21 protein-coding genes are annotated in these 26,461 nt (G+C 67.8%); 14 read left to right on the top strand and 7 right to left on the bottom strand.

What is annotated here, in order from left to right; translation table 11 throughout:
• Window positions 1–7: 7 nt before the first annotated feature.
• The 13 genes from F627_RS0103975 (at window position 8) to F627_RS0103910 (ending at window position 16,643) form a co-directional block, all read left to right on the top strand.
• Window positions 8–1,792 (top strand): SpoIIE family protein phosphatase, encoded by a 1,785-nt coding sequence (locus tag F627_RS0103975; RefSeq protein WP_019583352.1) that lies wholly within the window; start codon window positions 8–10, stop codon window positions 1,790–1,792.
• Entirely contained in the window at window positions 1,789–3,990 is a 2,202-nt protein-coding gene (locus tag F627_RS0103970; protein ID WP_019583351.1) for a bifunctional diguanylate cyclase/phosphodiesterase, read from the top strand. The genes F627_RS0103975 and F627_RS0103970 overlap by 4 nt, the downstream gene beginning before the upstream one ends.
• Before the next feature lie 229 nt (window positions 3,991–4,219).
• Entirely contained in the window at window positions 4,220–4,939 is a 720-nt protein-coding gene (locus F627_RS0103965; protein ID WP_019583350.1) for an SDR family NAD(P)-dependent oxidoreductase, read from the top strand.
• 432 nt (window positions 4,940–5,371) lie between these two features.
• Window positions 5,372–5,575 (top strand): cold-shock protein, encoded by a 204-nt coding sequence (locus F627_RS0103960; RefSeq protein WP_018873518.1) that lies wholly within the window; start codon window positions 5,372–5,374, stop codon window positions 5,573–5,575.
• Window positions 5,576–6,087: 512 nt separating this feature from the next.
• Entirely contained in the window at window positions 6,088–7,668 is a 1,581-nt protein-coding gene (gene murJ / locus F627_RS0103950; RefSeq protein WP_018878436.1) for a murein biosynthesis integral membrane protein MurJ, read from the top strand.
• A gap of 54 nt (window positions 7,669–7,722) precedes the next feature.
• Window positions 7,723–8,685 carry a bifunctional riboflavin kinase/FAD synthetase gene (locus F627_RS0103945; protein ID WP_019583348.1) on the top strand — a complete coding sequence of 321 codons (963 nt, stop codon included), beginning with the start codon at window positions 7,723–7,725 and terminating at the stop codon, window positions 8,683–8,685.
• 33 nt (window positions 8,686–8,718) lie between these two features.
• Window positions 8,719–11,565 carry an isoleucine--tRNA ligase gene (ileS, locus tag F627_RS0103940; RefSeq protein WP_019583347.1) on the top strand — a complete coding sequence of 949 codons (2,847 nt, stop codon included), beginning with the start codon at window positions 8,719–8,721 and terminating at the stop codon, window positions 11,563–11,565.
• On the top strand, window positions 11,565–12,068 hold the full coding sequence (lspA, locus tag F627_RS0103935; protein ID WP_019583346.1) for a signal peptidase II: 504 nt from the start codon (window positions 11,565–11,567) through the stop codon (window positions 12,066–12,068). The genes ileS and lspA overlap by 1 nt, the downstream gene beginning before the upstream one ends.
• A gap of 14 nt (window positions 12,069–12,082) precedes the next feature.
• On the top strand, window positions 12,083–12,517 hold the full coding sequence (locus F627_RS0103930; RefSeq protein ID WP_018876657.1) for a peptidylprolyl isomerase: 435 nt from the start codon (window positions 12,083–12,085) through the stop codon (window positions 12,515–12,517).
• Window positions 12,518–12,543: 26 nt separating this feature from the next.
• A complete protein-coding gene (gene ispH, locus F627_RS0103925; RefSeq protein ID WP_018881043.1) occupies window positions 12,544–13,494 on the top strand; it encodes a 4-hydroxy-3-methylbut-2-enyl diphosphate reductase in 951 nt (316 codons plus the stop codon).
• A 305-nt stretch (window positions 13,495–13,799) separates the two neighbouring features.
• The gene (purU, locus tag F627_RS0103920; protein ID WP_018878433.1) at window positions 13,800–14,654 is read left to right on the top strand and encodes a formyltetrahydrofolate deformylase; all 855 of its coding nucleotides are present in this window, start codon (window positions 13,800–13,802) and stop codon (window positions 14,652–14,654) included.
• 138 nt (window positions 14,655–14,792) lie between these two features.
• Complete coding sequence (locus tag F627_RS0103915; protein ID WP_038035702.1) at window positions 14,793–15,638, top strand: S1C family serine protease; 846 nt, start codon at window positions 14,793–14,795, stop codon at window positions 15,636–15,638.
• Between the two features lie 54 nt (window positions 15,639–15,692).
• Complete coding sequence (locus F627_RS0103910; RefSeq protein WP_019583345.1) at window positions 15,693–16,643, top strand: hypothetical protein; 951 nt, start codon at window positions 15,693–15,695, stop codon at window positions 16,641–16,643.
• A 408-nt stretch (window positions 16,644–17,051) separates the two neighbouring features.
• Here the strand turns inward: F627_RS0103910 and F627_RS0103905 are convergent, their stop codons facing one another.
• The 7 genes from F627_RS0103905 to F627_RS0103875 all read right to left on the bottom strand — a co-directional run bounded on the left by F627_RS0103905 (window position 17,052) and on the right by F627_RS0103875 (window position 25,395).
• Window positions 17,052–18,158 (bottom strand): nucleotidyltransferase family protein, encoded by a 1,107-nt coding sequence (locus tag F627_RS0103905; protein ID WP_019583344.1) that lies wholly within the window; start codon window positions 18,156–18,158, stop codon window positions 17,052–17,054.
• The gene (locus F627_RS0103900) at window positions 18,155–19,060 is read right to left on the bottom strand and encodes an HprK-related kinase A (protein ID WP_019583343.1); all 906 of its coding nucleotides are present in this window, start codon (window positions 19,058–19,060) and stop codon (window positions 18,155–18,157) included. Before F627_RS0103900 ends, F627_RS0103905 begins: the two co-directional genes overlap by 4 nt.
• Entirely contained in the window at window positions 19,057–19,359 is a 303-nt protein-coding gene (locus F627_RS0103895; protein WP_018876663.1) for an HPr-rel-A system PqqD family peptide chaperone, read from the bottom strand. Before F627_RS0103895 ends, F627_RS0103900 begins: the two co-directional genes overlap by 4 nt.
• A gap of 52 nt (window positions 19,360–19,411) precedes the next feature.
• On the bottom strand, window positions 19,412–20,179 hold the full coding sequence (locus F627_RS0103890) for a hypothetical protein (RefSeq protein ID WP_018876664.1): 768 nt from the start codon (window positions 20,177–20,179) through the stop codon (window positions 19,412–19,414).
• A 257-nt stretch (window positions 20,180–20,436) separates the two neighbouring features.
• Complete coding sequence (locus F627_RS0103885) at window positions 20,437–21,171, bottom strand: class I SAM-dependent methyltransferase (protein WP_018876665.1); 735 nt, start codon at window positions 21,169–21,171, stop codon at window positions 20,437–20,439.
• A gap of 13 nt (window positions 21,172–21,184) precedes the next feature.
• Window positions 21,185–21,907, bottom strand: coding sequence for a GAF domain-containing protein (locus F627_RS0103880; protein ID WP_018876666.1), 723 nt, complete (start codon window positions 21,905–21,907; stop codon window positions 21,185–21,187).
• 152 nt (window positions 21,908–22,059) lie between these two features.
• Window positions 22,060–25,395, bottom strand: a complete 3,336-nt coding sequence (locus tag F627_RS0103875; protein WP_019583342.1) for a VanZ family protein — start codon at window positions 25,393–25,395, stop codon at window positions 22,060–22,062.
• 218 nt (window positions 25,396–25,613) lie between these two features.
• On the opposite strand from F627_RS0103875, the gene F627_RS0103870 reads away from it, so the two are divergent.
• On the top strand, window positions 25,614–26,399 hold the full coding sequence (locus tag F627_RS0103870; protein ID WP_018880096.1) for a hypothetical protein: 786 nt from the start codon (window positions 25,614–25,616) through the stop codon (window positions 26,397–26,399).
• Window positions 26,400–26,461: the final 62 nt, after the last annotated feature.

Here is a 26,461-nt window from a genome sequence, read left to right as displayed (position 1 = left end):
CGGCCCCGTGGAAGACACCGCCCACGCCTCCGAGGCACACCCAACCCCGCCCGGTGACCTGATCTCCGGCGAAGGCCTGGTACTGGTCGCCGACGACGACCCGCACAACCGGCGACTGCTGCGCGTGATGCTGGTGGGCGCCGGCTACGACGTGCGCGAGGCCGCGGATGGCCGGGCAGCCGTGCAGGCCTGCCGGGAGCAGGCCCCCGACCTGATCCTGATGGACGTGATGATGCCGGAGATGGACGGCTACCAGGCGACGTCCCGGATCAAGGCGGAGATGGGCGCGCACTTCATCCCGGTGATCTTCCTGACCGCGCTGGACGACGAAAACGCCCTGCTGCGGGCGATCGAATCGGGCGGTGACGACTTCCTCACCAAGCCGCTGAACCTCGCAGTCCTGAAAGCCAAGATCCACGCGATGGAACGCCTGCGCGATCTGCACACCGGTCTGCAAAGCCGCAACGCCGCCCTGCTCCGCGCCCAGGCACGCCAGGCCTGGGAAGAGGAAACCGCCGAGACCCTGTTCTCGCGCGCCATCACCCGCCGCAACCGCGGGCTGGACCGACTGCAGCTGCATCGCTGCGCGGCCTCCACCTTCAGCGGCGACGTGGTGCTGTCCGACTACAGGCCCGACGGGGCCCTGCGCGTGCTGGTGGGCGACTTCACCGGCCACGGCCTGAGCGCGGCGATCGGCGCCTACCCGGTCAGCGAGACCTTCCACACCCTGACCGAGGCCGGCGTGGACGACCAGGAGCTGCTGCACGAGCTGAACCATGTGCTGCATGATTTCCTGCCGCCGGCGATGTTCATGGGGGCCCTGCTCGCCACCTTCTCCGCCGACGGCCGCCGGGTACGCCTGTGGAATGGCGGTATGCCGGACGCCTGGCTGTGCAATACCCGCCAGGACCGAGTCCGGCGTATCCAGTCCCGGGCCATGCCCTTGGGCATCCTCGCCCGGCTGGACCTCGACACCGGGGCACGCAGCTACGAACTCGACGACGGCGACTGGCTGACGCTGGTCAGCGACGGCGTCCTCGAAGCCACCGATATCGCCGGAACGGCCTTTGGCGAGGACGCAATCCTTCGCCACTGCCAGGCCGGCGAATCGGCCGGGACCGCCTTCGAGCGCATCCGCGAGGCACTGGATACCCACTGTGGCGACCAGACGCCGGCCGACGACATGACTCTGGTGACCATCGACTGCAGCCCGGGCGTGGTCACCGAGAGCGAACGACCGCAGAGCCACGAGCTTCGGGGCACGCTGCGCTGGTCCCTGGAGGCCAGCGACCAGCGCCTCGCCGAAGTCGACCTGGTCGGCGCAGCGCGCAGCCAGCTGCTCGAATGGCTGCCGAACCTGGGAGGGGGCCATGCCGAAGCCCTGCAGACCGTGATTGCGGAGCTGTGCAACAACGCCTTCGAACACGGCGTCCTGCGGCTGGACTCCGGCATGAAGGCCACGGTGGAGGGCTTCGAGCAGTACTATCGCCAGCGCGCCGCGGCCCTGAGCGACATCCGCGGCCGGATCGCCCTCTCCCTGCGATACCGCCCGCTGGATGGTCAGCACTGCATCCGCATCCGCGTGCGCGACAGCGGACCGGGCTTCGACCACCAGCGGATCCAGGAAGCCCTGGAGGGCCGCGGCGACCAGCGCCTGTGGGGGCGCGGACTGACTCTGGTACGCCAGCTGTGCGAACAGGTGCGCTATCACGGCAGCGGCAACCGGGTCGAGGCGGACTACCGCTGGCAAGAGGACCCCGACGCCCAGCGCGAATCCGGCGATACGCCATGACCTGCGCCCTGGAGACCCGTCAAAGCCCCGCCCCGCTTGATCTGGTGAACGCGCTGAGCGAGGCGATCCTCTTCGTCACGGCCGACGGCACCGTACGCTACGCCAACCCGGCGGCGGAACGCCTGTTCGGCACCACCGCCTGCAGCCTGGACGGCCGCAATCTGGCCCGCCTGATCACGCCGCGAGACCCGGCCTTCGACCTGCACGAGCGGCTGCGCGAGGCGACCCGGGCAGAGGGCTGGATCCCGCGGCGCGACCCGGTGGACCTGGTCCGCGAGGACGGCCGGCCCCGTCCCGCCCTGATCGACATCGGGACCTGCCAGCACGCCCTAGAGCCGCTGCAGTTCGCGGTCCTGCGCGAACAGCGCGCGGACCGGCCGGACGACACACCGGAGCAGGCCGAACACCTGCGCGAGGCTATCGACCTGCTGACCCATCAGGTGCAGGAACGCATGCGCGCCGAGCAGGCCCTGCAGGACAGCCATCAACGCCTGCTGGCCGCACAGCGTGTGGCCCGCATCGGCCACTGGGACCTGGACCTGGAGACCGACGAGGTCCACCTCTCGCCCGAGGCAAGCAAACTCTTCGGACATGGCGACCAGCCCCGCACCCTGACCCGCGAGGCCCTGGTGGAGGCCACCCATCCGGATGATCGCGCCGCGCTGGCATTCGCCCTGCTGCGCCTGGCCAACGGCCAGACCCACCGCTTCTCCATCCGGCATCGCCTGCTGCTGCCCCACGGCGAAGAACGCTACATGCTGGCCGAAGGCGAACGCGCAGAGGAGACGCCCACGCGCATCCTCGGCATCCACCAGGACCTGACCGAACGCGAGAAGACTGAACAGGCCCTGTTCAAGCTGGTCAACTTCGACGCCCTGACCGGCCTCCCCAACCGGACCGGGCTGCGCACCCGCCTGCGTGCGACCCTCGACGAGGCCGAACGCCAGGGGGAACCACTGGCGGTACTGCTGCTGGACATCGACCGCTTCACCTCGATCAACAGCACCCTGGGACACGACACCGGGGACGCCCTGCTGAACGCACTCGCACAACGGCTGCAGCATCAGTTGCAGCCACGCGATACCCTCGCACGACTGGCCGCGGACGAATTCGCCCTGGTCCTGACCGCGATCGCAGACCCGGCCGAGGCCCGTGATCGCACGCAGGCCATCCTGCAACACTGCGCCGAGCCGTTCGCCCTGGGGGATGGCCAGCATGTGGCGACGATCAGTGCCGGCGTCAGCCTGTTCCCGCAGGATGCACGGGGCAAGGACGACCTGCTGCGCCATGCCACCAGCGCCCTGCACGATGCCAAGAACGCCGGCGGCAACACCTGTCGCTTCTACACGCAGAGGCTGAACACCCAGGCGCGCGAGCAACTGGAACTGGAGCAGGGGCTGCGCACCGCGCTGCGCCAGAGCGAGTTCGAGCTCCACTATCAGCCGCAGACCGGCCTGAATCGGGGTGACACGGTCGGCATCGAGGCCCTGATCCGCTGGCGCCACCCGGAGCGCGGGATGATCTCGCCGGCGGATTTCATCCCGCTGGCGGAACAGACCGGGCTGATCGTGCCGATCGGCGACTGGGTGCTGCGCACCGCCACGCAACAACTGGTGGAATGGGACCGCAAGGGCCTGCCGGCGCTACGCCTGGCGATCAATCTCTCTGCGCGCCAGTTCGCCGACCCCAACCTGCCCGAGCGCATCCTCGAGACGCTTCAGGCAGCCGGGCTCGCCCCCGAGCGCCTGGAGGTGGAGGTCACCGAGAGTGTCCTGGTCGAGGACATCGACGCGGCCGCGGCCATGCTCCAGCGCCTGGTGCACCTCGGGGTGTCGGTGGCCATCGACGACTTCGGCACCGGACAATCATCCCTGCGCTACCTCCGGCGGCTGCCGCTGACCACACTCAAGATCGACCGCGAGTTCACCTGGGGCATCGGCAACGACCCGGACGACGAGGCCATCACCCGCGCCATCATCGGCCTGGGCAAGACCCTCAAGCTGCGGGTGCTGGCCGAGGGCGTGGAGACCGAAGCGCAGCACCGATTCCTGCGCGAGATGGGCTGCGACGAGGTCCAGGGCTTCCTCCTCGGCCGCCCGATGCCGGCCGCCGACCTCGAACGCGATTGGCGCGAACGCGCCCGTACGCCGGGGTCGATCACTTTAATCCACCACGAAGCACACGAAGGCACGAAGTAGGGCAAGGGCGGTTCACAGGAAGACGGGAAGTCTGGAAGGATTTTGGTGGGTACTGGATGGGCGGCCGAGGCACATCCGAGAAGTCCGGCATAGCACTCGCGCTTCATCCCATATCCCTCTTCCGGTCTTCGCATCTTCCTGTGCAAACGCTTTTGACCTGGCCCTTCTTCGTGCCTTCGTGCGCTTCGTGGTAGACAATCCGCACATTCAGAACCTGAAGGAGAGCGATATGCAGGACGGCCGTTTTGGTTCGGCGCTCGTGACCGGCAACTCCAGCGGGCTGGGCCTGGGGCTGACCCGGGTACTGCTGGAACAGGGCGCACACGTCTATGGCATGAGCCGTCGCGGCTGCCCCGAGGCCGGGGTCAGCGGTGACGAGCGGGTGGACCTCGGTGACTTCACCGCCACCGGGGCCGCGATGGAACGCCTGCTGCAGGGCGTGGACTCGCTGGACCTGGTGGTGCTCAACGCGGGACTGTTGGGCCACATGCAGCGCATGCAGGACGCGCCGATGGACGAGCTACGCCTGCTCATGGACGTGAACACCTTCGCCAACAAGGTGATCCTCGACGCGCTGCTGAAGCACCGCGTGCGGGTTGGCCAGATCATCGCCATCTCCTCCGGCGCCTCGGTCTCCGGACATGCCGGCTGGAGCGGCTACTCGCTCTCCAAGGCGGCGCTGAACATGATGATGCAGCTCTACGCCCACGAATTCCCGGAAGAGACGGCGATCAACGCCTTCGCCCCGGGCCTGGTGGATACTGCGATGCAGGACTACCTGTGCGACGAGGCCGACCGCGAGAGCTTTCCGGTCCTCCAGCGCCTGAAGGCCGCTCGCGGCACGCAGGACATGCCCGGCCCCGAAGATGCCGCCCGCGCCATCCTCGACGTCCTGCCCCGCCTGCACCAGACCACCCGCGGCAGCTTCGTCGACATCCGCCAGCTCTGACCCCCCCTTCCGGTTGCACCACGAAGCCGGTCAAGGGCGATTCACAGGAAGACGCGAAGGCAGGAAGGGTCCTTGGGTGTGGGTACTGGCATGGAATCGGGGCATGCCCGGACCGTCAGCCCCGCCCTGTACGCTCCGACCCGATCCCGCTTCGAATCTTCGCGTCTTCCTGTCACAGGCCCTTGCCCTTCTTCGTGTCTTCGTGCGCTTCGTGGTGAATCTCCCGGCATGCGGAAAATCGGCGTCGCAGCGCCAAAAAAAGTTCATGGAGGGGCGTTGGATTTTGCCGGGGATGCGGCGTATAGTCGGAGACGTGATTCGTGGTTGAGCGGCAACACTAGGAAGTTTCTAGTTTCTGAACCAGTGCTCCCGTTGATCTGTTGGCAGCATGCCGCGAACACATTTGTTAGTTACATGAAGAGGTTACAAGTTGTGAATACTGGTGTTGTGAAGTGGTTCAACGAGAGCAAGGGTTTCGGTTTCATCACCCCCGATGATGGCGGCAAGGACGTGTTCGTCCATTTCTCCGCGATCAACGGTTCGGGTTTCAAGACCCTGGCCGAAGGCCAGAAGGTCTCCTTTGAGATCCAGGAAACCGCCAAGGGCCTCGCCGCCGGCGAAGTGACCGCCATCTAAGGCGCCACTCCCATGGCTGACGGCTCCTTCACTGGACCGTCCAAGAAGGCCGCCTCCGGGCGGCCTTTTTCGTGCCCGGCATTCTGATCTCACCACCTGTATTCACCACGAAGCACACGAAGGCACGAAGAAGGGCAAAGGCATTTTCACCACAGAGCACACAGAGACCACGGAGAAAGCTGCAAAGACTTGAGGCGGATACCGGCCCGGAGGCGGCAGGATGCGGTGAGCGATGCGAAATGTATCGATGCCGGGCCGTCCGTTGGGATTGATGCGATTCGCTGCGCTCATCCACATCCCCTTCCACCAAACCAACCCTGTTTTTCTCCGTGCCCTCTGTGCCCTCCGTGGTGCAAGCGCCCTTGACCTTGCCTTTCTTCGTGCCTTCGTGCCCTTCGTGGTGAAATCGCTTTTCACCTGGTCTTTCGTCGCGGGCTTCGTGGCGAAGGCAGCAGTCCGGTGCGGGTGATTCAAGTACACTGCGGGGCTTTCCCGTCGGCCGCCCGCACGCGATGAACCGCCTGTTCCGCTCCACCGCCGTTGTCAGTGGCATGACCATGATCTCCCGGATCATGGGCTATCTGCGCGACATGGTGCTGGCGGTCACCTTCGGCGCCGGCCCCGCGACCGACGCCTTCTTCGTCGCCTTTCGCATCCCCAACTTCCTGCGCCGGCTGTTCGCCGAGGGCGCCTTCAACCAGGCCTTCGTGCCGGTGTTCGCCGAGTTTCGCGAGAAGCGCGGGCGCGAAGCCCTGCGCGATCTGCTGGATCACACCGCCGGCACCCTGATGACCGTGGTGACCGTGGTGACCCTGATCGGGGTCCTGGCGGCACCGGCGCTGATCTGGGTATTCGCCCCGGGCCTGGGCACCCAGGAGGCCGGGCGCGAGGATCTGGCCGCCACCATGCTGCGGATCACCTTCCCCTACCTGCTGTTCATCTCGCTGACCGCGATGGCAGCCGGCATCCTCAACAGCATCGGGCGTTTCGCGGTGCCCGCCTTCACCCCGGTGTTCCTGAACCTGGCGCTGATCGGCGCGGCGCTGTGGCTGGCGCCGATGTTCGAAGAACCGATCATGGCCCTGGCCTGGGGCGTGTTCATCGCCGGGGCCCTGCAACTCGCCTTCCAGATCCCGTTCCTGTGGCGCGCGGGACTGCTGCCCCGCCCCCGTTTCCGGCGCGCCCACGAGGGGGTTCGCCGGATCGTGAAGCTGATGCTGCCGGCGATCCTCGGGACCTCGGTGGTGCAGATCAACCTGCTGGTGGACACCCTGATCGCCTCGTTTCTGGTCGCAGGGTCGATCTCCTGGCTGTACTTCGGCGACCGCTTCGTGGAGCTGCCGCTGGCGCTGTTCGGGATCGCCATCGGCACGGTGATCCTTCCGCGCCTGGCGCGCCAGTACAACCAGGCCGACCCGGCCGCGTTCGGCCGTACGCTGGACTGGGCCCTGCGCCTGGCGATGCTGGTGGCGCTGCCGTCCATGGTCGGACTGGTGGTGCTGGCGGTGCCGATCCTGGCCACGCTGATCCAGTACCAGGCCTTCACCCAGTTCGACACCTACATGACCGCGATGGCGCTGGCCGCATATGCGCTGGGCCTGCCCGGGTTCATCCTGATCAAGGTCCTGGCACCCGGCTTCTTCGCCCGCCAGGACACGAAGACCCCGGTCAAGATCGCGATCATCGCCATGCTCTGGAACATGGTGCTGAACGGGGCCTTCGTGCTGCCGTGGTATCTCTCCGGTATGCCGGGGGCGCATGCCGGGCTGGCGCTCGCCACCTCGGCCTCCGCCTACATCAACGCCGGGCTGCTCTATCGCGGGCTGATCCGCGAGGGCATCTACCAGCCGGGCCCGGGCCTGCGCCGGCTGCGGCTCGGGCTGCCGCTGGGCCTGGCCGCGATGATCGGCGTGCTGGCCTGGCTCTCGCCCGAGTTCGGCCAGTGGACCGAGTGGTCCATCGATACACGCCTTATGGCGCTCGCGGGTCTGATTCTGGCCGGGACCGCCACGCTCGCCGCCACGCTGTGGCTGGCCGGGCTGCGTCCGCGTCACCTGTTGCTGCGCGAGTCCACGGAAGGCGCGGATCAATGATGCCCGGGGTGGCCCCGGCGGGTTATACTCGCGGTTTTGCGCGGGATCGGGGCGATGCGGCTGATTCGCGGCCTGGGGCCGGCCGACAGCAAGGCGTTCGAGGCGGCCGGCCTGCACGGCGCGGTGGTGACCATTGGCAACTTTGATGGTCTCCATCGTGGTCATCAGGCTGTTCTGGGGCGCCTGCTCGAGGCGGCGCAGGAGCGCCAGGCGCCGGCGCTCCTGATGACCTTCGAACCGCTGCCGCGCGAGTACTTTGGCGCGCGGACCCAGGCCCCGGCTCCGCCCGGGCGCCTGCAGCGGCTGCGCGACCGCCTGGTCACCCTGGGCGACAGCGCCCTGGATGCCGCCTGGATCCTGCGCTTCGACGCGCACTTGGCCGGGCTGTCGGCGAACGCCTTCATGGAGGAGGTCCTGCACCAGCGGCTGGGGGCGCGGCACGTCCTGGTCGGGGACGACTTCCGCTTCGGCCGCGGCCGCGAGGGCGACCAGGCCGCGCTGCAGACCGCCGGCCGACGCCTCGGTTTCACTGTGGAGTCCACCCCGACGGTGCGCGACGCCGAGGGCCGTATCAGCAGCACGCGGGTGCGCGCCGCGGCCGTCGCCGGGGACTTCGCCCGGGTGACCGAGCTGCTCGGCCGGCCCTACCGCCTGCACGGTCGGGTCGCGCATGGCGAGAAGCGCGGGCGCACCATCGGCTTCCCCACCGCGAACCTGCGCCTGGGGCCCTGGCCGCTGGCGCTGCGCGGGGTGTACTCCGGCTGGCTGCGACGCGCCTCCGGCGAGGCCCTGCCGGCGGTCGCCAATATCGGCTGGCGCCCGACCGTGGACGGCACCGAACAGCGCCTGGAGGCCCACGTGCTCGAGGGCCAGCCCGACCTGTACGGCGAGGCCGTGTGCTTCGAGCCGGTCGCGCAGGTGCGCGGCGAACAACGCTTCGAGGGCCTGGAGGCGCTGCGCGCACAGATCGCGCGCGACGTCGACACGGCCCGCATGCAACTCTCCGAACTCGACTGAAACCGGCCCGCAGGGCCGATCCGGAACTCGCTCATGGCACGCAAACCGGCACCGCCGAATCCCTACAAGGACACCCTCAACCTGCCCGAGACGGCCTTCCCCATGCGCGCCGGCCTGGCGACGCGGGAGCCCGAATGGCTGGAGGCCTGGAAGGCCGAGGGCCGCTACCAGCGCCTGCGCGAGCACTGTGCCGGGCGGCCGCGCTTCGTGCTGGCGGACGGCCCGCCCTACGCCAACGGCTCGATCCATGTCGGCCACGCGGTCAACAAGATCCTCAAGGACGTGATCGTGAAAAGCCGCACCCTGGCCGGCTTTGATGCGCCCTACGTGCCGGGCTGGGACTGCCACGGCCTGCCGATCGAGCTGAAGGTGGAACAGAACCTGGGCAAGGCCGGGCGCGACGTGGATGCCGCGACCTTCCGCAAGGCCTGCCGCGAATACGCCCAGGAGCAGGTGGACGGCCAGAGTGCGGACTTCCAGCGCCTGGGCGTACTGGGCGACTGGGACCACCCCTACCTGACCATGAACTACCAGGTGGAGGCCGATACCGTTCGCGCGCTGGGCACGATCTTCAAGCGCGGCCACGTGCAGATGGGCGAGAAGCCGGTGCACTGGTGCGTGGACTGCGGCTCGGCCCTGGCCGAGGCCGAGGTCGAGTACGAGGACAAGATCTCGCAGGCGATCGACGTGCGCTTCCGCGTGGTCGACGACATCGACTTCCTGCGCCGCTTCGACGGCATCGACGGCTCGCGCGGCCCGATCAGCGTGGTCATCTGGACCACCACGCCGTGGACCCTGCCGGCCAACCAGGCGGTCGCCCTGCACCCGGAGCTGGACTACGCCCTGGTGGAGCTGGAGCACGAGCGCATCCTGCTGGCGGAGGACCTGGTCGAGGACTGCCTGGCCCGCTATTCGCTGGGCGAGGGCCGGATCGTCGCCCGCGCCAAGGGCCAGGCGCTGGAAGGCCTGATGCTGCGCCACCCGTTCCTGGACCGCGAAGTCCCGCTGATCCTGGGCGACCACGTGACCACCGAGACCGGTACCGGCGCGGTGCACACCGCCCCCGGCCACGGCCAGGAGGACTACGCGGTCGGGTTGCAGTACAGCCTGCCGGTGGAAAACCCGGTGGGCCCGGACGGGCGCTTCCTGCCGGACACCCCGCATTTCGCCGGCGAGAACGTGCACCAGGCCAACGGCCATGTGATCGACGTACTGAAGGAACACGGCGCGCTGATCGTGGCAGTGAAGTTCGAGCACAGCTATCCGCACTGCTGGCGCCACAAGACGCCGATCATCTTCCGCGCGACCCCGCAGTGGTTCATCAGCATGGACCGCGCCGAGCTGCGCGCGGATGCGCTCAAGGCGATCGCCGACACCCGGTGGATGCCGAGCTGGGGCCAGGCCCGCATCCACGGCATGGTGGTCAACCGTCCGGACTGGTGCATCTCGCGCCAGCGTAACTGGGGCGTGCCGATCCCGTTCTTCGTGCACAAGGAAACCAACCGCCTGCACCCGCACACCGCGGAGTTGGTCGAGGCAGTCGCGCAGCGCATCGAGCAGGAAGGCATCGAGGCGTGGTTCCAGCTGGACCCGAAGGAGTTGCTGGGCGACAAGGCCGACGACTACGTGAAGCTGAACGACACCCTCGACGTCTGGTTCGACTCCGGCGTGCTGCACTCCACGGTGGTGGAGAAGCGCCCGGAACTGGGCGGACTGCCGGTGGACCTGTTCCTGGAAGGCTCCGACCAGCACCGCGGCTGGTTCCAGTCCAGCCTGCTGACCAGCGTGGCCATGCGCGGCGCGGCGCCCTACAAGGCGGTGCTGACCCACGGCTTCACCGTGGACGAGAAGGGCGAGAAGATGTCCAAGTCGCGCGGCAACGTGGTCGCGCCGCAGGAGGTCGTCTCCACCCTGGGCGCGGATATCCTGCGCCTGTGGGTCGCGGCCACCGACTTCTCCGGCGAGATGGCGATCTCCAAGGACATCCTCGATCGCACCGCCGATGCCTACCGCCGCATCCGCAACACCACGCGCTTCCTGCTGGGCAACCTCAACGGCTTCGAGCCGGCCGAGCACGCCCTGCCGCTGGACGATCTGCTGCCGCTGGATCGCTGGATCGTCGCCCGCGCGCTGCAGGTACAGGGCCAGGTCACCAAGGCCTATGACGACTACCTGTTCCACCAGATCTACCAGCGGGTACACAACTTCTGCTCGGTGGAGCTGGGCAGCTTCTACCTGGACGTGATCAAGGATCGCCAGTACACCACGCAGGCGGATTCGCACGCCCGGCGCTCGGCGCAGACCGCGCTGTACCACGTGGCCGAGGCCCTGACCCGCTGGGTGGCTCCGATCCTGACCTTTACCGCCGAAGAGATCTGGGAGCTGCTGCCCGGCGAGCGGCCGGACAGCGTGCTGTTCGCCACCTGGTACGAGGGACTGGCCCCGCTGCCGGAGGACGCGACGTTCTCCGACGGTGACTGGGACCGCATCCTGGAGGTGCGCACCCACGTCGCCCGCGCGCTGGAACTGGCGCGCAACGAACAGGGCATCGGCGCCTCGCTGAATGCCGAGATCGACCTGCATCTGCCGGCCGACTCCGCGACGCGCGCGCTGCTGGAGCGCCTGGGCGACGAGCTGCGCTTCGTGTTGATCACCTCCGAGGCCCGTCTGGCCGAGGGCGCCGCCCCGGAAGGCGCGCATACCGCCGAACTGACAGACGGGACAGCGCTGGGCGTGGTGGTGCACAAGAGCGAACAGCCCAAGTGCGTGCGCTGCTGGCACCGCCGTCCGGATGTCGGCGAGCACGCGCAACACCCGGAACTGTGCGGGCGCTGCGTCAGCAACGTGGAAGGCCCGGGCGAGACCCGGCACTTCGCCTGATGCAACTGCGGGGTTCCGGTCTGGGCCCGGGGCTGCTGATCGCGGCCGCGATCGTGGTCGCGGACCAGGTCACCAAGATCTGGGCGGAACACGCGCTGACGCTGTTCGCCCCGGTCGAGGTGACGAGCTTCTTCAATCTGTCGCTGGTCTACAACCCCGGTGCGGCCTTCAGCTTCCTGGCCGGCGCCGGGGACTGGGGCCGCTGGCTGCTGACCGGCATCGCCGTGGTGATCGGGCTGCTGATCATCGGCTGGCTGGCCCGCCTGCCGCGCCGGGCGTGGTGGTCGGTGACGGCCCTGGGCCTGGTACTGGGCGGGGCCGTCGGCAACCTGATCGACCGCGTGCGCCACGGCGCGGTGGTGGATTTTCTCGACTTTCACTGGGCGGGCTATCACTGGCCGGCCTTCAACGTGGCGGACATGGCCATCGTGGTGGGGGCGATCACGCTGATCGTGGCGACCTTCATCGAGGGTGACCACAGCCATTCCGAAGACAAGCACTGAACACGGGAGCACGCATGACCACGGCCACCAAGGGCGCGCACATCGAGATGCACTATCGCCTGATCCTCGAAAACGGCTTTGTAGTGGACGGGACCGGCGACGAACCCATTACCCTGGAGATCGGCTCCGGCGAGATCCTGCCCGGCCTGGAGGATCTGCTGGTCGGGCTGGAGGCCGGCGACCACCGGGAATTTGCGATCGAGGCCGGCGTCATGTTCCCGTTCCGGGATCAGGCGGCGGTGCAACGCATGCCGCGCTCGCAGTTCCCGGATGACCTGCCGCTGGAAGTGGACTACATCTACGAGTTCAACAGCCCCTCCGGCGAGGCCGTGCCCGGCCGCATCGAAGCGGTGGAGGACGACACCGTGACGGTGGATTTCAACCACCCGCTGGCGGGGCAACACTTCACCTTCGAGGTGGATGTGGTATCCGTACGGGAGCCACAATAGGTCGCGACCGACCGCAGGAGAACACCATGAGTATCCAGGCCCAGCTCGCCAATCCGCGCGGTTTCTGCGCCGGGGTGGAACGCGCCATCGAGATCGTGGAACGCGCCCTGGAGATCTACGGCGCGCCGCTGTACGTGCGCCACGAGGTGGTGCACAACCGCCACGTGGTCGGCCGCCTGACGGATGCGGGCGTGCGCTTCGTCGAGGAACTGAGCGAAGTGCCCGACGGCCAGGTGGTGATCTTCTCCGCGCACGGCGTGCCGCGCCGCGTGCAGCAGGAGGCCGAGGATCGCGGCCTGACCGTGTTCGATGCCACCTGCCCGCTGGTCACCAAGGTCCATCTGGAGGTGGCGCGCTACGCCCGCGAGGGTCGCGAGGTCGTACTGATCGGCCACGCCGGGCACCCCGAGGTCGAGGGCACCATGGGCCAGTTCGACGACTCCCGGGGCGGCTGCATGATGCTGGTCGAGACCATCGCGGACGTCGAGAATCTGGAGGTTGCGAACCCGGACCGTCTGGCCTTCGTCTCCCAGACCACGCTGTCGATGGACGACACCGCCGGCATCATCGATGCCCTTACCGCGCGCTTCCCGAAGATCGAGGGCCCGCGCAAGATGGACATCTGCTACGCCACCCAGAACCGTCAGGATGCGGTGAAGGACCTGGCGAAGCAGTGCGACCTGCTGCTGGTGGTCGGCTCGAAGAACAGCTCGAACTCCAACCGCCTGAGCGAGATCGGCGCCCGCATGGGCGTAGCCTCCTACCTGGTGGACGGTGCCGCCGACATCGACCCCGCCTGGCTGGAGGGCAAGAGCCGCATCGGCGTCACCGCCGGCGCCTCGGCCCCGGAGGTCCTGGTCAACGAGGTGCTCGACTTCCTGCGCGGGCACGGCGTCGACACCATCTCCGAACTGTCCGGCCGCGAAGAGACCATCACCTTCTCCATCCCCTCCGGCCTGCGCCGCGAATCCGCCTAACACCCCTCGTCTTTCCTGGCGCCGCTTTGTGTTCACCACGAAGCTCACGAAGGCACGAAGAAGGGCAAGGGCGGATTAACCACAGAGATCACGGAGGACACAGAGAAAACTGGGAATGGTTTTGTGGCAGGCAGGATTCCGATGAGCGTAGCGAATCGCTTCCTGCCCTTATAACCCTTTGTCGTCTTTCTCCGTGTCCTCCGTGCACTCTGTGGTGCAACTGCCTTTGACCTTGCCCTTCTTCGTGTCTTCGTGAGCTTCGTGGTAAAACCCGCCCTTGACCTTATCCGGGATACATAAACGACATGGATGATCGACCGCGTTTTCGGCTGAGTATTCGCTGCCCGGATCAGCACGGGATCGTCGCGCGCATCGCCAACGCGATCGCCAACACCGATGGCTGGATCACCGAGGCCGCACAACACACCGATGCCGAGGCCGGCTGGTTCTTCATGCGCTGGGTGTTCTCGCTGCCCGTCGATGCCGAGCCCGCCCTGCGCGAACGCCTGGACGAGCTGGCCCTCGATCTCGGCATGGACTGGTGGCTGGCGGGCGCCGAAACGCGACCACGTGTGGTCCTGATGGTCTCGCGCGAGCCGCACTGCCTCAGCGACCTGCTGGCCCGCTGGAGCAACGGCGAACTGCCGATGGAGATCCCGGCGATCCTCTCCAACCATCGTGACCTGGAGCCGCTGGCCCGGTGCTACGGCATCCCGTTCGAGCACATCCCCGTGCCGCGCGAGGACCGCGAGACCGCCTTCGCTACCCTGCAGGCGCGACTCGCCGAACTCGCGCCCGACGCCATCGTACTGGCGCGCTACATGCAGATCCTGCCGCCCGCGCTGTGCGACGAATACCCCGAACGCATCCTGAACATCCACCACAGCTTCCTGCCGTCGTTCGTCGGCGCACGGCCCTACCACCAGGCCTTCGCCCGCGGCGTGAAGCTGATCGGTGCGACCTGCCACTACGTCACCGAGGACCTCGACGCCGGGCCGATCATCGAACAGGACGTCACCCGCATCCGCCATGATGACGGCGTGCAGGATCTCATCCGCAAGGGCCGCGACGTCGAACGCTGGGTCCTCGCCCGCGGCCTGCGCTACCACCTCGAAGGCCGCGTCCTCACCCACGGCAACAAGACCATCGTCTTCAACTAGGGAGACGCCCCGCCCTGCCGCGCGGATTCATCTTTCTTAACGCCGCCGCCGGCCGCCACCCGCGTCACCTAACGCACCGCCACCACGACCGGAGACGCCTGGCCTAGACTTGGACCATCAACCGGCGGGGGGTGGCCCATGAACAATACGACGAGCACGCGATCCGGCCTCTTGTCACCGGCCTCTGCGCCATGCACCCGCCCGCGCAAATGGCGGACGCTGAAGGCCCTGGCCGCGGCCAGCCTTCTGGCCCTTCTGGTCCTCCAGCCCCCGGCCGCGGCCGATGCGCTGCCCGACACCATCGAGCGCATCAAACCCTCGGTGGTCAGCATCGCCACCCACCAGCCCGCGCGCAGCCCCCGGGCCCATTACCTCGCCACCGGCTTTGCGGTTGGCGACGGTAGCCTGATCGTCACCAATCACCATGTGATCCCGACGTCCCTGGATCACGAGAACCGCGAACAACTCGTGGTGGTCAGCGGCGAAGGCCGTGACACCTCCATCCACAGCGCGGAACTGGTGGCCCATTCGGCGGACGACGACCTGGCCCTGCTGCGGATTGCCGGGCCCCCGCTGCCACCCCTGCAGCTGGGATCCTCCGATGCCGTGCGCGAAGGCGAACAACTGGCCTTTACCGGCTTCCCGATCGGCATGGTCCTGGGCACCTATCCCGCGACCCATCGCGCGAGCGTGGCGGCGCGCACCCCCATGGCGATCACCGCCCGGCGCTCGAGCGAACTGAGCGAGGCGCGCATCCGGCAACTGCGGGCTGGGGCACCCATGGTGTTTCAGCTGGATGCCACCGCCTACCCCGGCAACAGCGGGAGCCCCGTCTACCGGATCGACAGCGGCGAAGTCGTCGGCGTGATCAATCAGGTCTTCGTCCAGGGCGGACGCGAGGCGGCGGTCGGCCACCCCAGCGGGATCAGCTACGCGGTGCCAGCGGACCGGATTCGTCCGCTGCTGGCAAACGCCCGGGAGTAACCCATCGACGCCCGCACACGTCACGGCAGGCCCTGCCCGGTAGAACGCACGCCCATGGCCGCGTCCCCTCTCGACGCCCCCCGCGTCTTTCGTCAGATCCACATCGACGTGGCGCGCAACGCCACCGATGACTTCAACCCGTTCCATGACGGCGACAAGTGGATGCGGATCCGCGGCAACCCGTTTGGCGGCCCGATTGTGCTGGGCTTTCAACTGGAATGCCTCGCCGAGGCCCTGATCACGCAGGTACGCCAGGCGGAGGGCGACAGCGGGAACATCCGCGAACGGCCATTCCGGAACTACCAGTTCACCTTTGCCGGGGCCCTGCGCCCGGACGAGGCCCTGACCACCGTGGTCAAGCCCACGAACCGGCGCATGGACGAGGCGGGACGGCCGCAACTGTCGAACCGCATCGCGATGCGCACATCCGGCGGTCTGGTGCTGCTGGGACACGTGCGCGACACGGCCACCCCCCGCGCGCTGCCGGACGCGGCACTGCCCCTGCCCGCGGGGTTCGACCTCGACCGGCTCGAGGACCGCCGCGAACTGCCGGACAACGGGTGGTTCCACAAGCGCAAGTTCATGACCAACAGCAACGCGAAGAATCTGCTGTCGGGTTCGCTCGTGCGCCAGGCGGACTACTTCGACGAGCTGGAGGACCGGGTCAACTTTCCCGACATGTTTCCGGCATCCCTGATCTCCTGCGCGCTGCTGGAGAAGGCCCATGCCGATGGCCACGATTTCTATCGCGACCCCATGATCTATACCGCGCATCACATCAGCGTCGACCAGCGTCTGGCGCGCGCCCTGCGCAGCGCCGATGCCCTGCATATGCTGGTGAGCCCGGTCGAACACGTGGACACCTCGGATCGCGGCCTGGCCGGCTCCGGGATGGCACAGCAGCGCTACCGCTGCCTCGGCCTGGTGGCCGGCCCGCGCGTCCTGTTTCGCGCCGAGCTGCTCCTGGCACCCCTAAGCGTAGAGGCGGACCCCGCTACCGGGTAAAGGCCCGCTGGTCGGGTAGACGGGCGGCGGTCGAGCTGCGGGTTCGGGAGCGCGCGGACCTCAGGGAGACGCTGATTGAATCGCACGTCCGCGCTCGAGTCGCTTTTGCGTACGAACAAGGCGCGGTGACTGCGGTGCAGTCATTCTGCACAAGGGAACCGCAACGCCGTTCCCGCGCCCGTTTTTGATCAACAACGGGCGGCCGAGCCCCTGCTTTCTATGGCTTGTGGGGTTGGTGCCCCCCGATTCTGAATGAATATGGCCCGATCCTGCGTTGCGCCCCGAATCCATCCAAAACGGGCGGGTAGAACCACTACCCGCTGCACGACGCGCCTTGTCTCGGAACGTTTGTCTCGAACAACTGGGGGGGGGCACCAACGCGGACGTGCGATTCAATCAGCGTCTCCCTCAGGGTTCGGGCCGTTCCCGCTTCCCCTTGCGCTGGTCCTTGACCGCCTTGCGCACCAGATGAGGCAGGAGCAGGTGGAGCGGCATGCGCAGGTAATGGGAACGCACGTACAACAGCCAGCGCGCGGCGCCGGACCCGACGCCATCGCAGGTCCAGTGATGGGGTATCAGGCCGCGACGGAACAGCCCGTCCATCAGCCCACGCAGAGGCGCCGACGGGCGCGCGCGGGCCAGGGCCGCGAAGGCCGAATCGGGCACGGGGGTCTGCAGGAATTCGCGGCCATAGCGCAGGGCGTAGAAGAGCGGGCGTGCCAGATCCATCTCGAAGGCGCGCGCCGTCAGCCGCTCCCAGAAACCCGGATCCTCGGCCACAAAGTACCGCAGCAGCGCATCCAGATCGGCCAGGTCCCGCAGCCCGTTCTCCAGCTCGCCGTCGTGGAACAGGTGCGTCGCGCTGTGCAGGACCATGTCCACCGGAGCCGGGATATACACACCCGGATAGTCGTCGAGCGGCAGCGCCGCCTGCCACAGAAGATCCGGGTCGGGATGCAGCCGCGCGGTCGGCGGCAGGATGGTGTGGTGCACGTCCAGCACGCTCTTGCGCTGGATATGCGTGAGCGGCGGCAGTTCGTGCATCCACTGGCGGTAGTACCGCTGGTCATAGGCATCGTAGCCCTCGCAGACCCAACCCTGGACAAACAGGTGCTGCTCCGCCTGCTCAATCCGCGCCTGCGGGACGAGGATGTCGACATCGGAGAACTGACGCCCCGGGGCGCAGGGCAAGCCCGCCATGACATAGGCAGCGCCCTTGAGCAGCATCATCGGGATCGCCTCGGGCGCCAGGGCCTCGTGGATCCGCGCCACCTCCCAGCGGACCATGGCGTGCTGACGGTCCGCCAGGACCCGGGCCGCGTGCAGGTGCCGTCGCGGCGCCGGTGGCACCTCGGGCAGTGTCCCGGCCTCCTCGATCAATGCATGCAGCCGCCCTTCCAGGGAGGCCACCCGCGCCACCCGCACCAGCAGGTCCCAGTCCGCCAGCGAAAGCCGCCCGGCCGACTTCGGAGCGCCCAGGACCGCGAGCAGTTGCGTCAGCGCGGAGGATGTCACGCGCCCCCCGCGGTCAGGTCGTTCAGCAGCCCCAGGGTGGCATCCAGATCTGCGTACTCGAGCTCGAGGCACGCACTCTGCTCGATCAGGTCGGCCGCGGCCTCGAAGCCCGCGGCCCCCACCACGCTGTAGTTGAACGACGACCCGACCAGCCGCTGCAGGGCCACGGCCCGGTCCAGCGGCGCAAGGTGGTCACGGCCCCCGGCGGCAAACCGCGGAAAGACCAGCCAGGCCGGTCGCGCCGGGTCACCCATCCGCTGGATACTCGCATCCGGTGGCCGAAGGTGCGCCACGGTCCCCTTGCTGGTGTCATGCGAGGCGGGCCCGATGACCGCCTGCGGGTAGCGCTCGCGGATCAGGTCAATGGCGGCATTCTTCAGGCTGACCGGGCGCGGCAGGGCCACCAGCTGCCCGTCCGTCAGGGAAAGCAGGGCGAATTCGTCCGACAGCAGGCGCCAGCCGGACAGGGTCAGCGCGGCGGTCAGCGTGCTCTTCCCCGCCCCCGGCTCGCCCGGCATCACCAGCGCCCGACCGTTACGTTCCAGCACCGCCGCGTGGATCATCAGGAAGTCGTGGGCGTGCTGGGCAATGCACCAGTTCAGCCCCCACTCGAACAGCGGGTAGGCGTGGGCCAGCGGGAGGGGGCGAAACGGTGATCGACCGTCGAGGAAGAATCGCGCCTGCGGGCGCCAGAGCCAGTGCAGGCCGGAGGCCCGTGCGAGCGTGATGTGAAAATCGGCAAACGCCGCCTGTTCCGGCGGCAGCAACTGCCGGTCGTAGAACAGGGCCAGCGCGCGTTCGACCCGGTCCAGCCGCGAACGCAGCCGGACCACGAACGGGCCCACCTGGAGGGCCACCCCGGCGCCGCGCAGCCCCGCGCGCAGGTCTTCTGGGGCTGTCACGCGTCCCGCGAGTCCGCCGGATCACAGATCAGGTGATGCTCCCGCAACTGACTCAGGCCGGCCTGCATCGCATCCTCCAGCTCCCCCTCGGCGGCTTCGTAACGCTGTTCAAGGTACTCGAACAGGGCCGTCGGCGTCATCGGCCCCTCTTGCAGGGCCTGGAAGAGCTCGGTGAGGGGCGGTTGCAGCACGTGTGTCTCGCCACAGCGCTGATCAAAGACGACCACGGATTCGCCCCACGCCCGCACGTGAGCGACCGGCAGCGAAATCAGTTCGAGGGGTTCTTCGGGAACGGACAAGTGCGCCTCGTTTACCGTACGGCCAGCCGTACCCGGGGCAGCGCCCCGCAGGTCAGCGATTGCCCTTCTGGTTGGACGTGGTGGTCCGCACCTCTACGCATACGCCCAGTTCGTTGCGCGAGTATCCATCCTCGCAGTCGCCCTGGCTGTTGATTGGGCAGAAGCGCTCGTTCATGTAGACGAAGACGTTCTTCACGGCCGTGTACTTGTCCGCGTCATCGCGGGCCATGGAATAGGCCTTCACCACCTCATCCACCGAGGCGCCAAAGTCGATCGAGGTGCAGGCCGCGTTCAGGACCGCCCCCACCGCATGCCAGTCCAGCGATCCACTGCACACGCCACTGGCCTGCAGCACCTCCATCAGCGACGGCGAGCCACTCAGACACTCCGGCTTGTAGCCGAACACCGACTCGAAGGAGGTCGCGCCACCGGGATGCACCGTCGCATCGAAGCTGCGGCACTGGTTGCCCGGTGGATTGGTCTTGTGGCAGGTCCCCGGCGAGTAGCCGGTGCAGTCCCAGGCGAACCAGTTGTTCTTCCAGAAGCCCGGCGTGCAGCCATCGCCCTCGGTGCACTCGTGGTCGATATTGGAGACGTTGGCGGAGAAGATATTACCCGACAGCGAACACTGCCCCTGTGCACCCCAGACCGACTTGGCGGGGAGAGACACCAGCATCGCGCCACCCAGGCCGGCGGTGGTCAGGCGGCGGCGAGTCCGGCTGCGCGGGCCGGACGAAGCCTCGTCCCGATCCACGGGGCTGCCGGACGGATCCTCGCCCTCCGGGCCATGGCTGTGGTTCTGATCGTGTTCGTCACTCATTCTTGCCTGCTCCAGGTCCGTCCCCGGCGTTACGCCGTTCGCGCCGGGGCGCCCGCCTCCACCCGCACCGGGCGATTTTCGGGGCACACTGCAATCAGACGCTTTCCTTGAAGAGTTAGCAAGCGGGATGCCACTTCGTCGAATAACGGGTAACTCACTGATATCGAGGGCCACCCGACACAGGCATGCCTGAGAAAAGGTGCTCGACGCCACCAAGTGCAAAATTTCCCGACAGGGGCTCGGGGGCAGTCAGCGCATCACGCCCTGCGCAACCGCAGAATGAACGAATGGCTCAGCCATGCCCCGGCGACCGGGACCGACTGCAGCACACCACGGGTGCCCCGGTTCTCCAGCAGTGGCTGCAGGCGCGCGAGACGCCCGGGTGCCAGCGGCAACCAGTCCAGCTCCAGCGCCACCAGACCCGCGGCCTCGGCCGTCGCGCGCAAGGCGGCGGGATCGTCGTAGCGCAAATGCGGCGGCTGTCCCCGGCGATGGCGCCGCCACTCCCGAAGCGCCGTGGGCAGACACCGCAGGTTCAGCGCATCGACCCAGGCCTCGCCACCGGGACGCAGGACCCGCCGGATCTCCGCCAGTGCCGGCGCAGGCTCCGACAACGCCTGCATTACGCCAAAGCAGAGTACCCCGTCGAACGCGGCATCCGGCAGCGGGAGCTGCTGGATATCCGCCGCCAGCCACGGGATCGTCGGATTGCTGCGATCCCTCGCCTTCGCCAGGGACGGGGTGGAGTAGTCCAGCCCCCACACCGCATGACCCTGCGCATGCAGCATCCGCGTGTAGGTACCCGCGCCACAGCCGATATCGAGCCAGCGTCCGGGCGCATGGGCCGCGTCCCGCCAGAGACGCTCGAACTGCCGCACGCGGCTGTTCAGGCCGGTCGGCGTCCAGCCGGCGATCCCGGCGTCATCCTCCAGGCTCGCTCCGCGTTCGAGGAAACGCTGGCGCCAGCGGCGCTCGAATCCGGTGTCCTTCATGGCACCCTCGCCGTCATTCCCGCCCCTCGCTCACCTGGCCGATCAGTTCGGTCGCGGCCGTCAGCACATGATCGCGGGAAAACCCGGCGCGGCTCATCTCGTCGTACAGCGTGCGCGCGAGCAACCGGGCCACGCGCTCCGGTGCGTGGGTAATGGGCCCCGTCGCCGCTCCCGGCTGACGGGCCAGCGCCATTTGCGTGAAACTGGTGCGCAGCAGCCCCTTCAGCCGATGGACCAGTACGGACTTGGCCACCACCAGCGCCAGGATCGATGCCATGCGCAGATCCTCCTGCGTCAGCCGCCGCTGATCGCGCGGGGAATCAATATTGATCACACCGATCACCTCGCCATCGAGCACCACCGGCACCGCGATCACGTCGACCGCCTCCACCTCGTGGCAACGGCGGGCGTCGCCGGCAAATTCGGAATGGTGGAGATCGTTGATCAGGAGTCCTTTGCCGGATGCGGCGACCTGTCCCGCGATGCCGGTCCCGAAACGCTGGGACTCCCCGTAGGCCTGCGGCACGAGCGCCCCCTGGTGCGCCTCGACCCGGAGGCGTGGTTCGCCGGTCTCCGGATCCTGTTTGACCAGCATGATCGAGCAATGCCGGCAGTCCATGGCGTGGCCCACCAGGACCGTCAACTGGTGCAGCCCCTTCTCCATGGACTCGGCTTCTTCAACAAACCGGGCCAGCTCGAGCAGGTGCTCGTCAAACGCCTCGAAGGCCTTGTTCATCTCCCGGGATCCAAGGAAGGTCGGTCAAACGAGAGTAGCAGCGGGATTTCCCGACAGGTACCCGCCCCGGGCCATGCCGTCTGCGCGACCGTGAGCCGACACGAAAACCCCCCGGTCTGGCGAAAAGCCAGCACCGGGGGTTACCGGCCAGCTCAGCTGGCTCCAGGCCCGGCCCGCGCCGAAACAGCGTTAGCATCCAAACCGGCTCGCAGCGGCGCCGACGCCACGCCCAGCAACAGCGTCAGGTAAAACAGCAGCGCGATTCGTGGCGAGAAGAACAGCGTGCTGAACAGTCCGATAGCCAAGGCCCCCGTAAGTGCGGCGGCGGCCCCCAGCGCCACCCGATCGCCCGTCAGGCCACGCCGCAGCAGCAGGACGAGGGCGGCCAGGGTGAGCCAGACGAAGGCCAGCAGGCCGAGCCCGCCCTGGTCGAAGTAGATCTCCAGCCACTGATTCTCGACCCGCCACGGGCGAAGGTGATCCGTCGTGAAATACCAGTACCGCCCCAGCTGTCGGAAATCGGCATTGGCCACATATTCACGGCCCTCCGAATCGCGGATCTGCACACTGTAAAATTCGACGACAGACTGCTGCCGCGCATCGACCGCCAGGGACAGCACCAGTCCGCGCTGGAACGGCCACCGGCGCGACTCCATCGGCTCCAGATCGAAACGCCACTGGAAGGACTCGCGCCCTCCCTCCTGCAGACGCATCCCCTCACTGCGACAGGCAAACGAATGCCGGATCGGCTTTTCGCAGACAAACACCCGGAAGCCAGCGGCCTCGGCACCGGCCACCCGCACGCTCGCGGTGTACTGACCGTCGCGGGGCAGACGCACGCGTTGGTTCACGAACAGCGAGTCGCCACCCCCGATCTGCAGGCGCGGCTCACCCTCTTCGCGGCTGAAGGCGAGGTTCGCGGGCAGGCGTCCGTCGCGGTTGCCCGTACGGTAGTGCTCGGGGAAACTGCCTACCCCGCGCCCTAGCAGCGCGGCCAGAGAACCGCCACCGGGCAGTTCCAGGGCCTCGCGCCAGTGGTCTGCACGGGTGCCGAAATCGCGCTCGATCTGGCCCAGACGCTGTTCGGCGAAACCGCCCAGCGTGGTGCCCGCCACCACGGCTATCGCCACCAGCGGCAGCAGCACGCCCACTACCGCGCCGCGGCCCGGGCGCGCGCGCCCGGCCACTGTGGCCAGTACCACTCCGAGCAGCAGGATGGCCACGGCCACCGCCAGACCGAGGTAGCCGCCGCGAGAATAGGTCATTGCGACCGCGTAGGCCGTCCCCAGCGCCAGCACGGCGGTGCCCGCGAGCATCAGGCCGGGACGCTGCCGCCAGCACCAGACCAGGGCCAGCGGAAAGGCCAATACCAGGAAGCTCTCGATACTGGGGCCACCGGCCTGCATCTCCGAGAACAGGCCGGAGAGCCGGTAGCCGCTGTCGAAATCCAGCAGCCCGGGGTAGGTGATCCGTTCCCGCACCACGAAGGCCAGCTGCGCCAGCAGGGCCAGGGCCACGCCTGGGAGAAACCAGCGTGTCACCTGCTCCCGGACCGGAATGGGCGCCACGCGCAACACCGCCAGCAGCACCACCGCCCACAGCAGTCCCTTGGCCACCCGCAGCGCATTCCACTCGTGGGCAAAGTGCACCGCTGCGCCGGGATTCCAGCCTCCGGGCGGCCACAGGGCCAGCGCTAGGCCGATCAGGGTGGAAACGACCAGCAGCCCCAGTGGCCAGCGGATCCCGCGCGGCAGCAGCGATACGCCCGCATGCAGCGCATGGGGCCCCCGCCACAGGGCCACGGCCAGGGTCATCAGCAGGAACAGATCCAGCTCGGAGACGAACAGGCGCCCGTGGTAGAGAGTCAGGTCCAGCGTGGCCAGCAGAATCGGCATCACGACCAGCCAGGCCTGCGGGCGCCAGGCCAGCAAGGCGGCGTAGGCCAGCAACCCCGCGGCCAGCGCGACCGGCGCCACCGGCCAGGTCACCGCCGCCAGCACGGCCACCAAAGCCAGGAGACCGCCAAGGGCCTGCCGCAACCGCTGCAGAGAGCCCTCGACGGGGCCGGGAACGCTCGGTCCCGGGGCTGCATTGCGGGGCTCGTCTCGCGACGCGACGGCCGGTTGCGCGACACCCGCCACGCTCGCGCGTTCCAGCCACTGCAGCGAGGCCGCCATGAATCCGGCCGCCAGCCCGGCCAGAACCAGGCTGGCCGGGTCCGGGCGGGCACCGTCCACGAACAGCTTGGCGGCCTCGACCGCCAGTGCCAGCACCGCCCCCGCGACGACGGCCAGCAGGTTCAACGCGGCCGGTTGCAGCGGATGACGCAACTGCCAGAGCCAGACCAGCCCCCCCAGAGGCGCGTACATGGCCAGGTGCAGCGCGGTACTGCGCAGGGCGTGGATCTCGTCCACGTGGTAGTGGTAATAGAACGGCCACAGGTTCAGGTCGGCCCACTGCGCCCGGGCCGCCTCCCCGTCGGCGTGAAACGCACCGAAGCCGTGGTTGAGCGCGACCAGCAGCAAGGCGTAGGCGACAGCGCCGGTCGCAAGCAACGGCGGGGCGAACTGCTGCAGCGAACGGATCACGCCATGGGGATGCGCGGGCAGGCGGCGGAACAGCACAAGGCCGACCCCCATCCCCAGCGCCCGCAGCAGCACGGAGCGGCCTTCGGCAATCCCCGACAGGGTCGCCAGATTCAACAGCTCCAGAAGCCCCGCCAATAGCAGAGCCAGGGGTATCCCGACCCCCAGCAGCGATGCTCCACGCCGCTGCAGCCACAATGCCAGGAGCAACCCCACCGGCACGCTGACCACCACCTCCAGCATCAGCCAGCTGATACAGCGAACGCCGCCAGTGCAGGCGCCGGCCGCCACCCACCAGCCCCAGGCATCCGATGCCAACCGGGCCCGCAACTCGTCCGCGGCCAGTACAAAGTCAAAGGGGACGAAGCCAACCAGCACGTAGAGCGCGGCATAGACCACCAGGCCGGCGGTCAGGGTCTGCGCACCCGCGCCTTCCAGCACCTGTCGCCAGCGCACCAGCGGATTGCGCAGGGCCAGCCAGGCGAGCGAACCGGCCACGGCCCCGGAAAAGTTACCGGCAATATCGGCGCCCGCGGGGTGCCGATAGGGCAGCCAGACCTGCAGGAACTCCACGCTCGCCGTAACCGCCAGCCCCAGGGCCGCCACAAAGGTGAACACCGCAAACGCCGTCAGTCGATTACGGCGGCCATGGGTCAGCCACGCGGTCCAGAAGAACCCCAGCGGCAAGAACATCAGGGCATTGGCCATAAACTGCTGGCGGCCGCTGGTGCCGGGGCCGGTCAGGCTCATGCCGCGGTAGATCTCCCAGGCGCGTTCCAGACTCATCGAGCCGAATTCGAACGGCAGCAGCGTCAGATAGATCGCCGCCCCCAGCGACAGCCAGGCCCACAGCGCACAGGTGCGCAGGGACAAGGGCTCGTCTGCATTCGCCATCGCGTTCATGCGGCGCTCGGGGATGGGGCCGGGTCATCACTGTATACCCGGTGGAGTCCGCGGAGCAGTAGCGCACAGGAATCGCGACAAGCGTCACGAACGTTTACACCGGCAAGGCCGAACCCTCTCGTATGCCCCGTTGAATCCCGACAAGTCAGTGAGTTGCAGCGCAATGGCACGATTGCTGCTTCGGACGGGACCCAGGATGCCAACAAGGGAGTCGCAGCATGAAAGGACCACTCGCTATTGCACTGATCGCCGCGGGGGCGATGCTAGCCGGAACCTCGGCCCAGGCCGCGTTCATCACTTATTTCGGAGAGGATCTGAACAACTCGGCGACCGTTCCGTTGTCTGAGACCCCCAACTCAGATGCGGCCGAAAGCGCCTTTCTCGGGTCGCTCAGTGGCGTCGGAACCGAGGACTTCGAAGGCTTTGCCACGGGGACCACTGCGCCACTGAATCTGACCTTCCCCGGCTTCGGTGGTGGCACGCTTGACGCGACCCTTACGGGGGACGGCCGCATCAAGACCGTCTCCGAGGGCAGCGCCTTCGCTGGTCGGTACTCCGTATCGGGCACCAACACTTGGCGGGCCGATGCGACGGGAGACGACGGATTCGGCGTGGACTTCGGACAGGACATCGCCGCCTTCGGGTTCTACGGGATCGACATCGGGGACTTCGGCGGGCAACTGCTGATCAATTTCAACCTGAGTTCGGGAGGCGTCCACCAGGAAATCGTCCCGCACACCGTGGGATCGTTCGGATCTACGGACGGCTCGGTCTTCTACTTCGGCGCAATCGCCTCAAGTGAGGACTTTCTGTTCACTTCGCTCGACTTTGACCTGGTCGCAGGGCCGACGACCGACATCTTCAGCTTCGACAATATGACCATCGGTGAACTCGAACAAGTTACGCCAGTCCCGACGCCCGGCACTCTAGTATTGTTTGCTAGCGGTTTGCTGGTAGCCGGATCGATGCTCTGGCGCCGCAAGCGGTCCGACAGCGGCAGCTGAAACATCCACCACGGAGATCTTCGACGGGCTCTGCACCACCCGTCGAAGATCGTTTCGTCGCA

Origin of the sequence: Thioalkalivibrio sp. ALE16 (assembly GCF_000381305.1) — a bacterium.
Taxonomy (GTDB): domain Bacteria; phylum Pseudomonadota; class Gammaproteobacteria; order Ectothiorhodospirales; family Ectothiorhodospiraceae; genus Thioalkalivibrio.
This window is presented reverse-complemented; position numbering and strand designations above follow the sequence as displayed.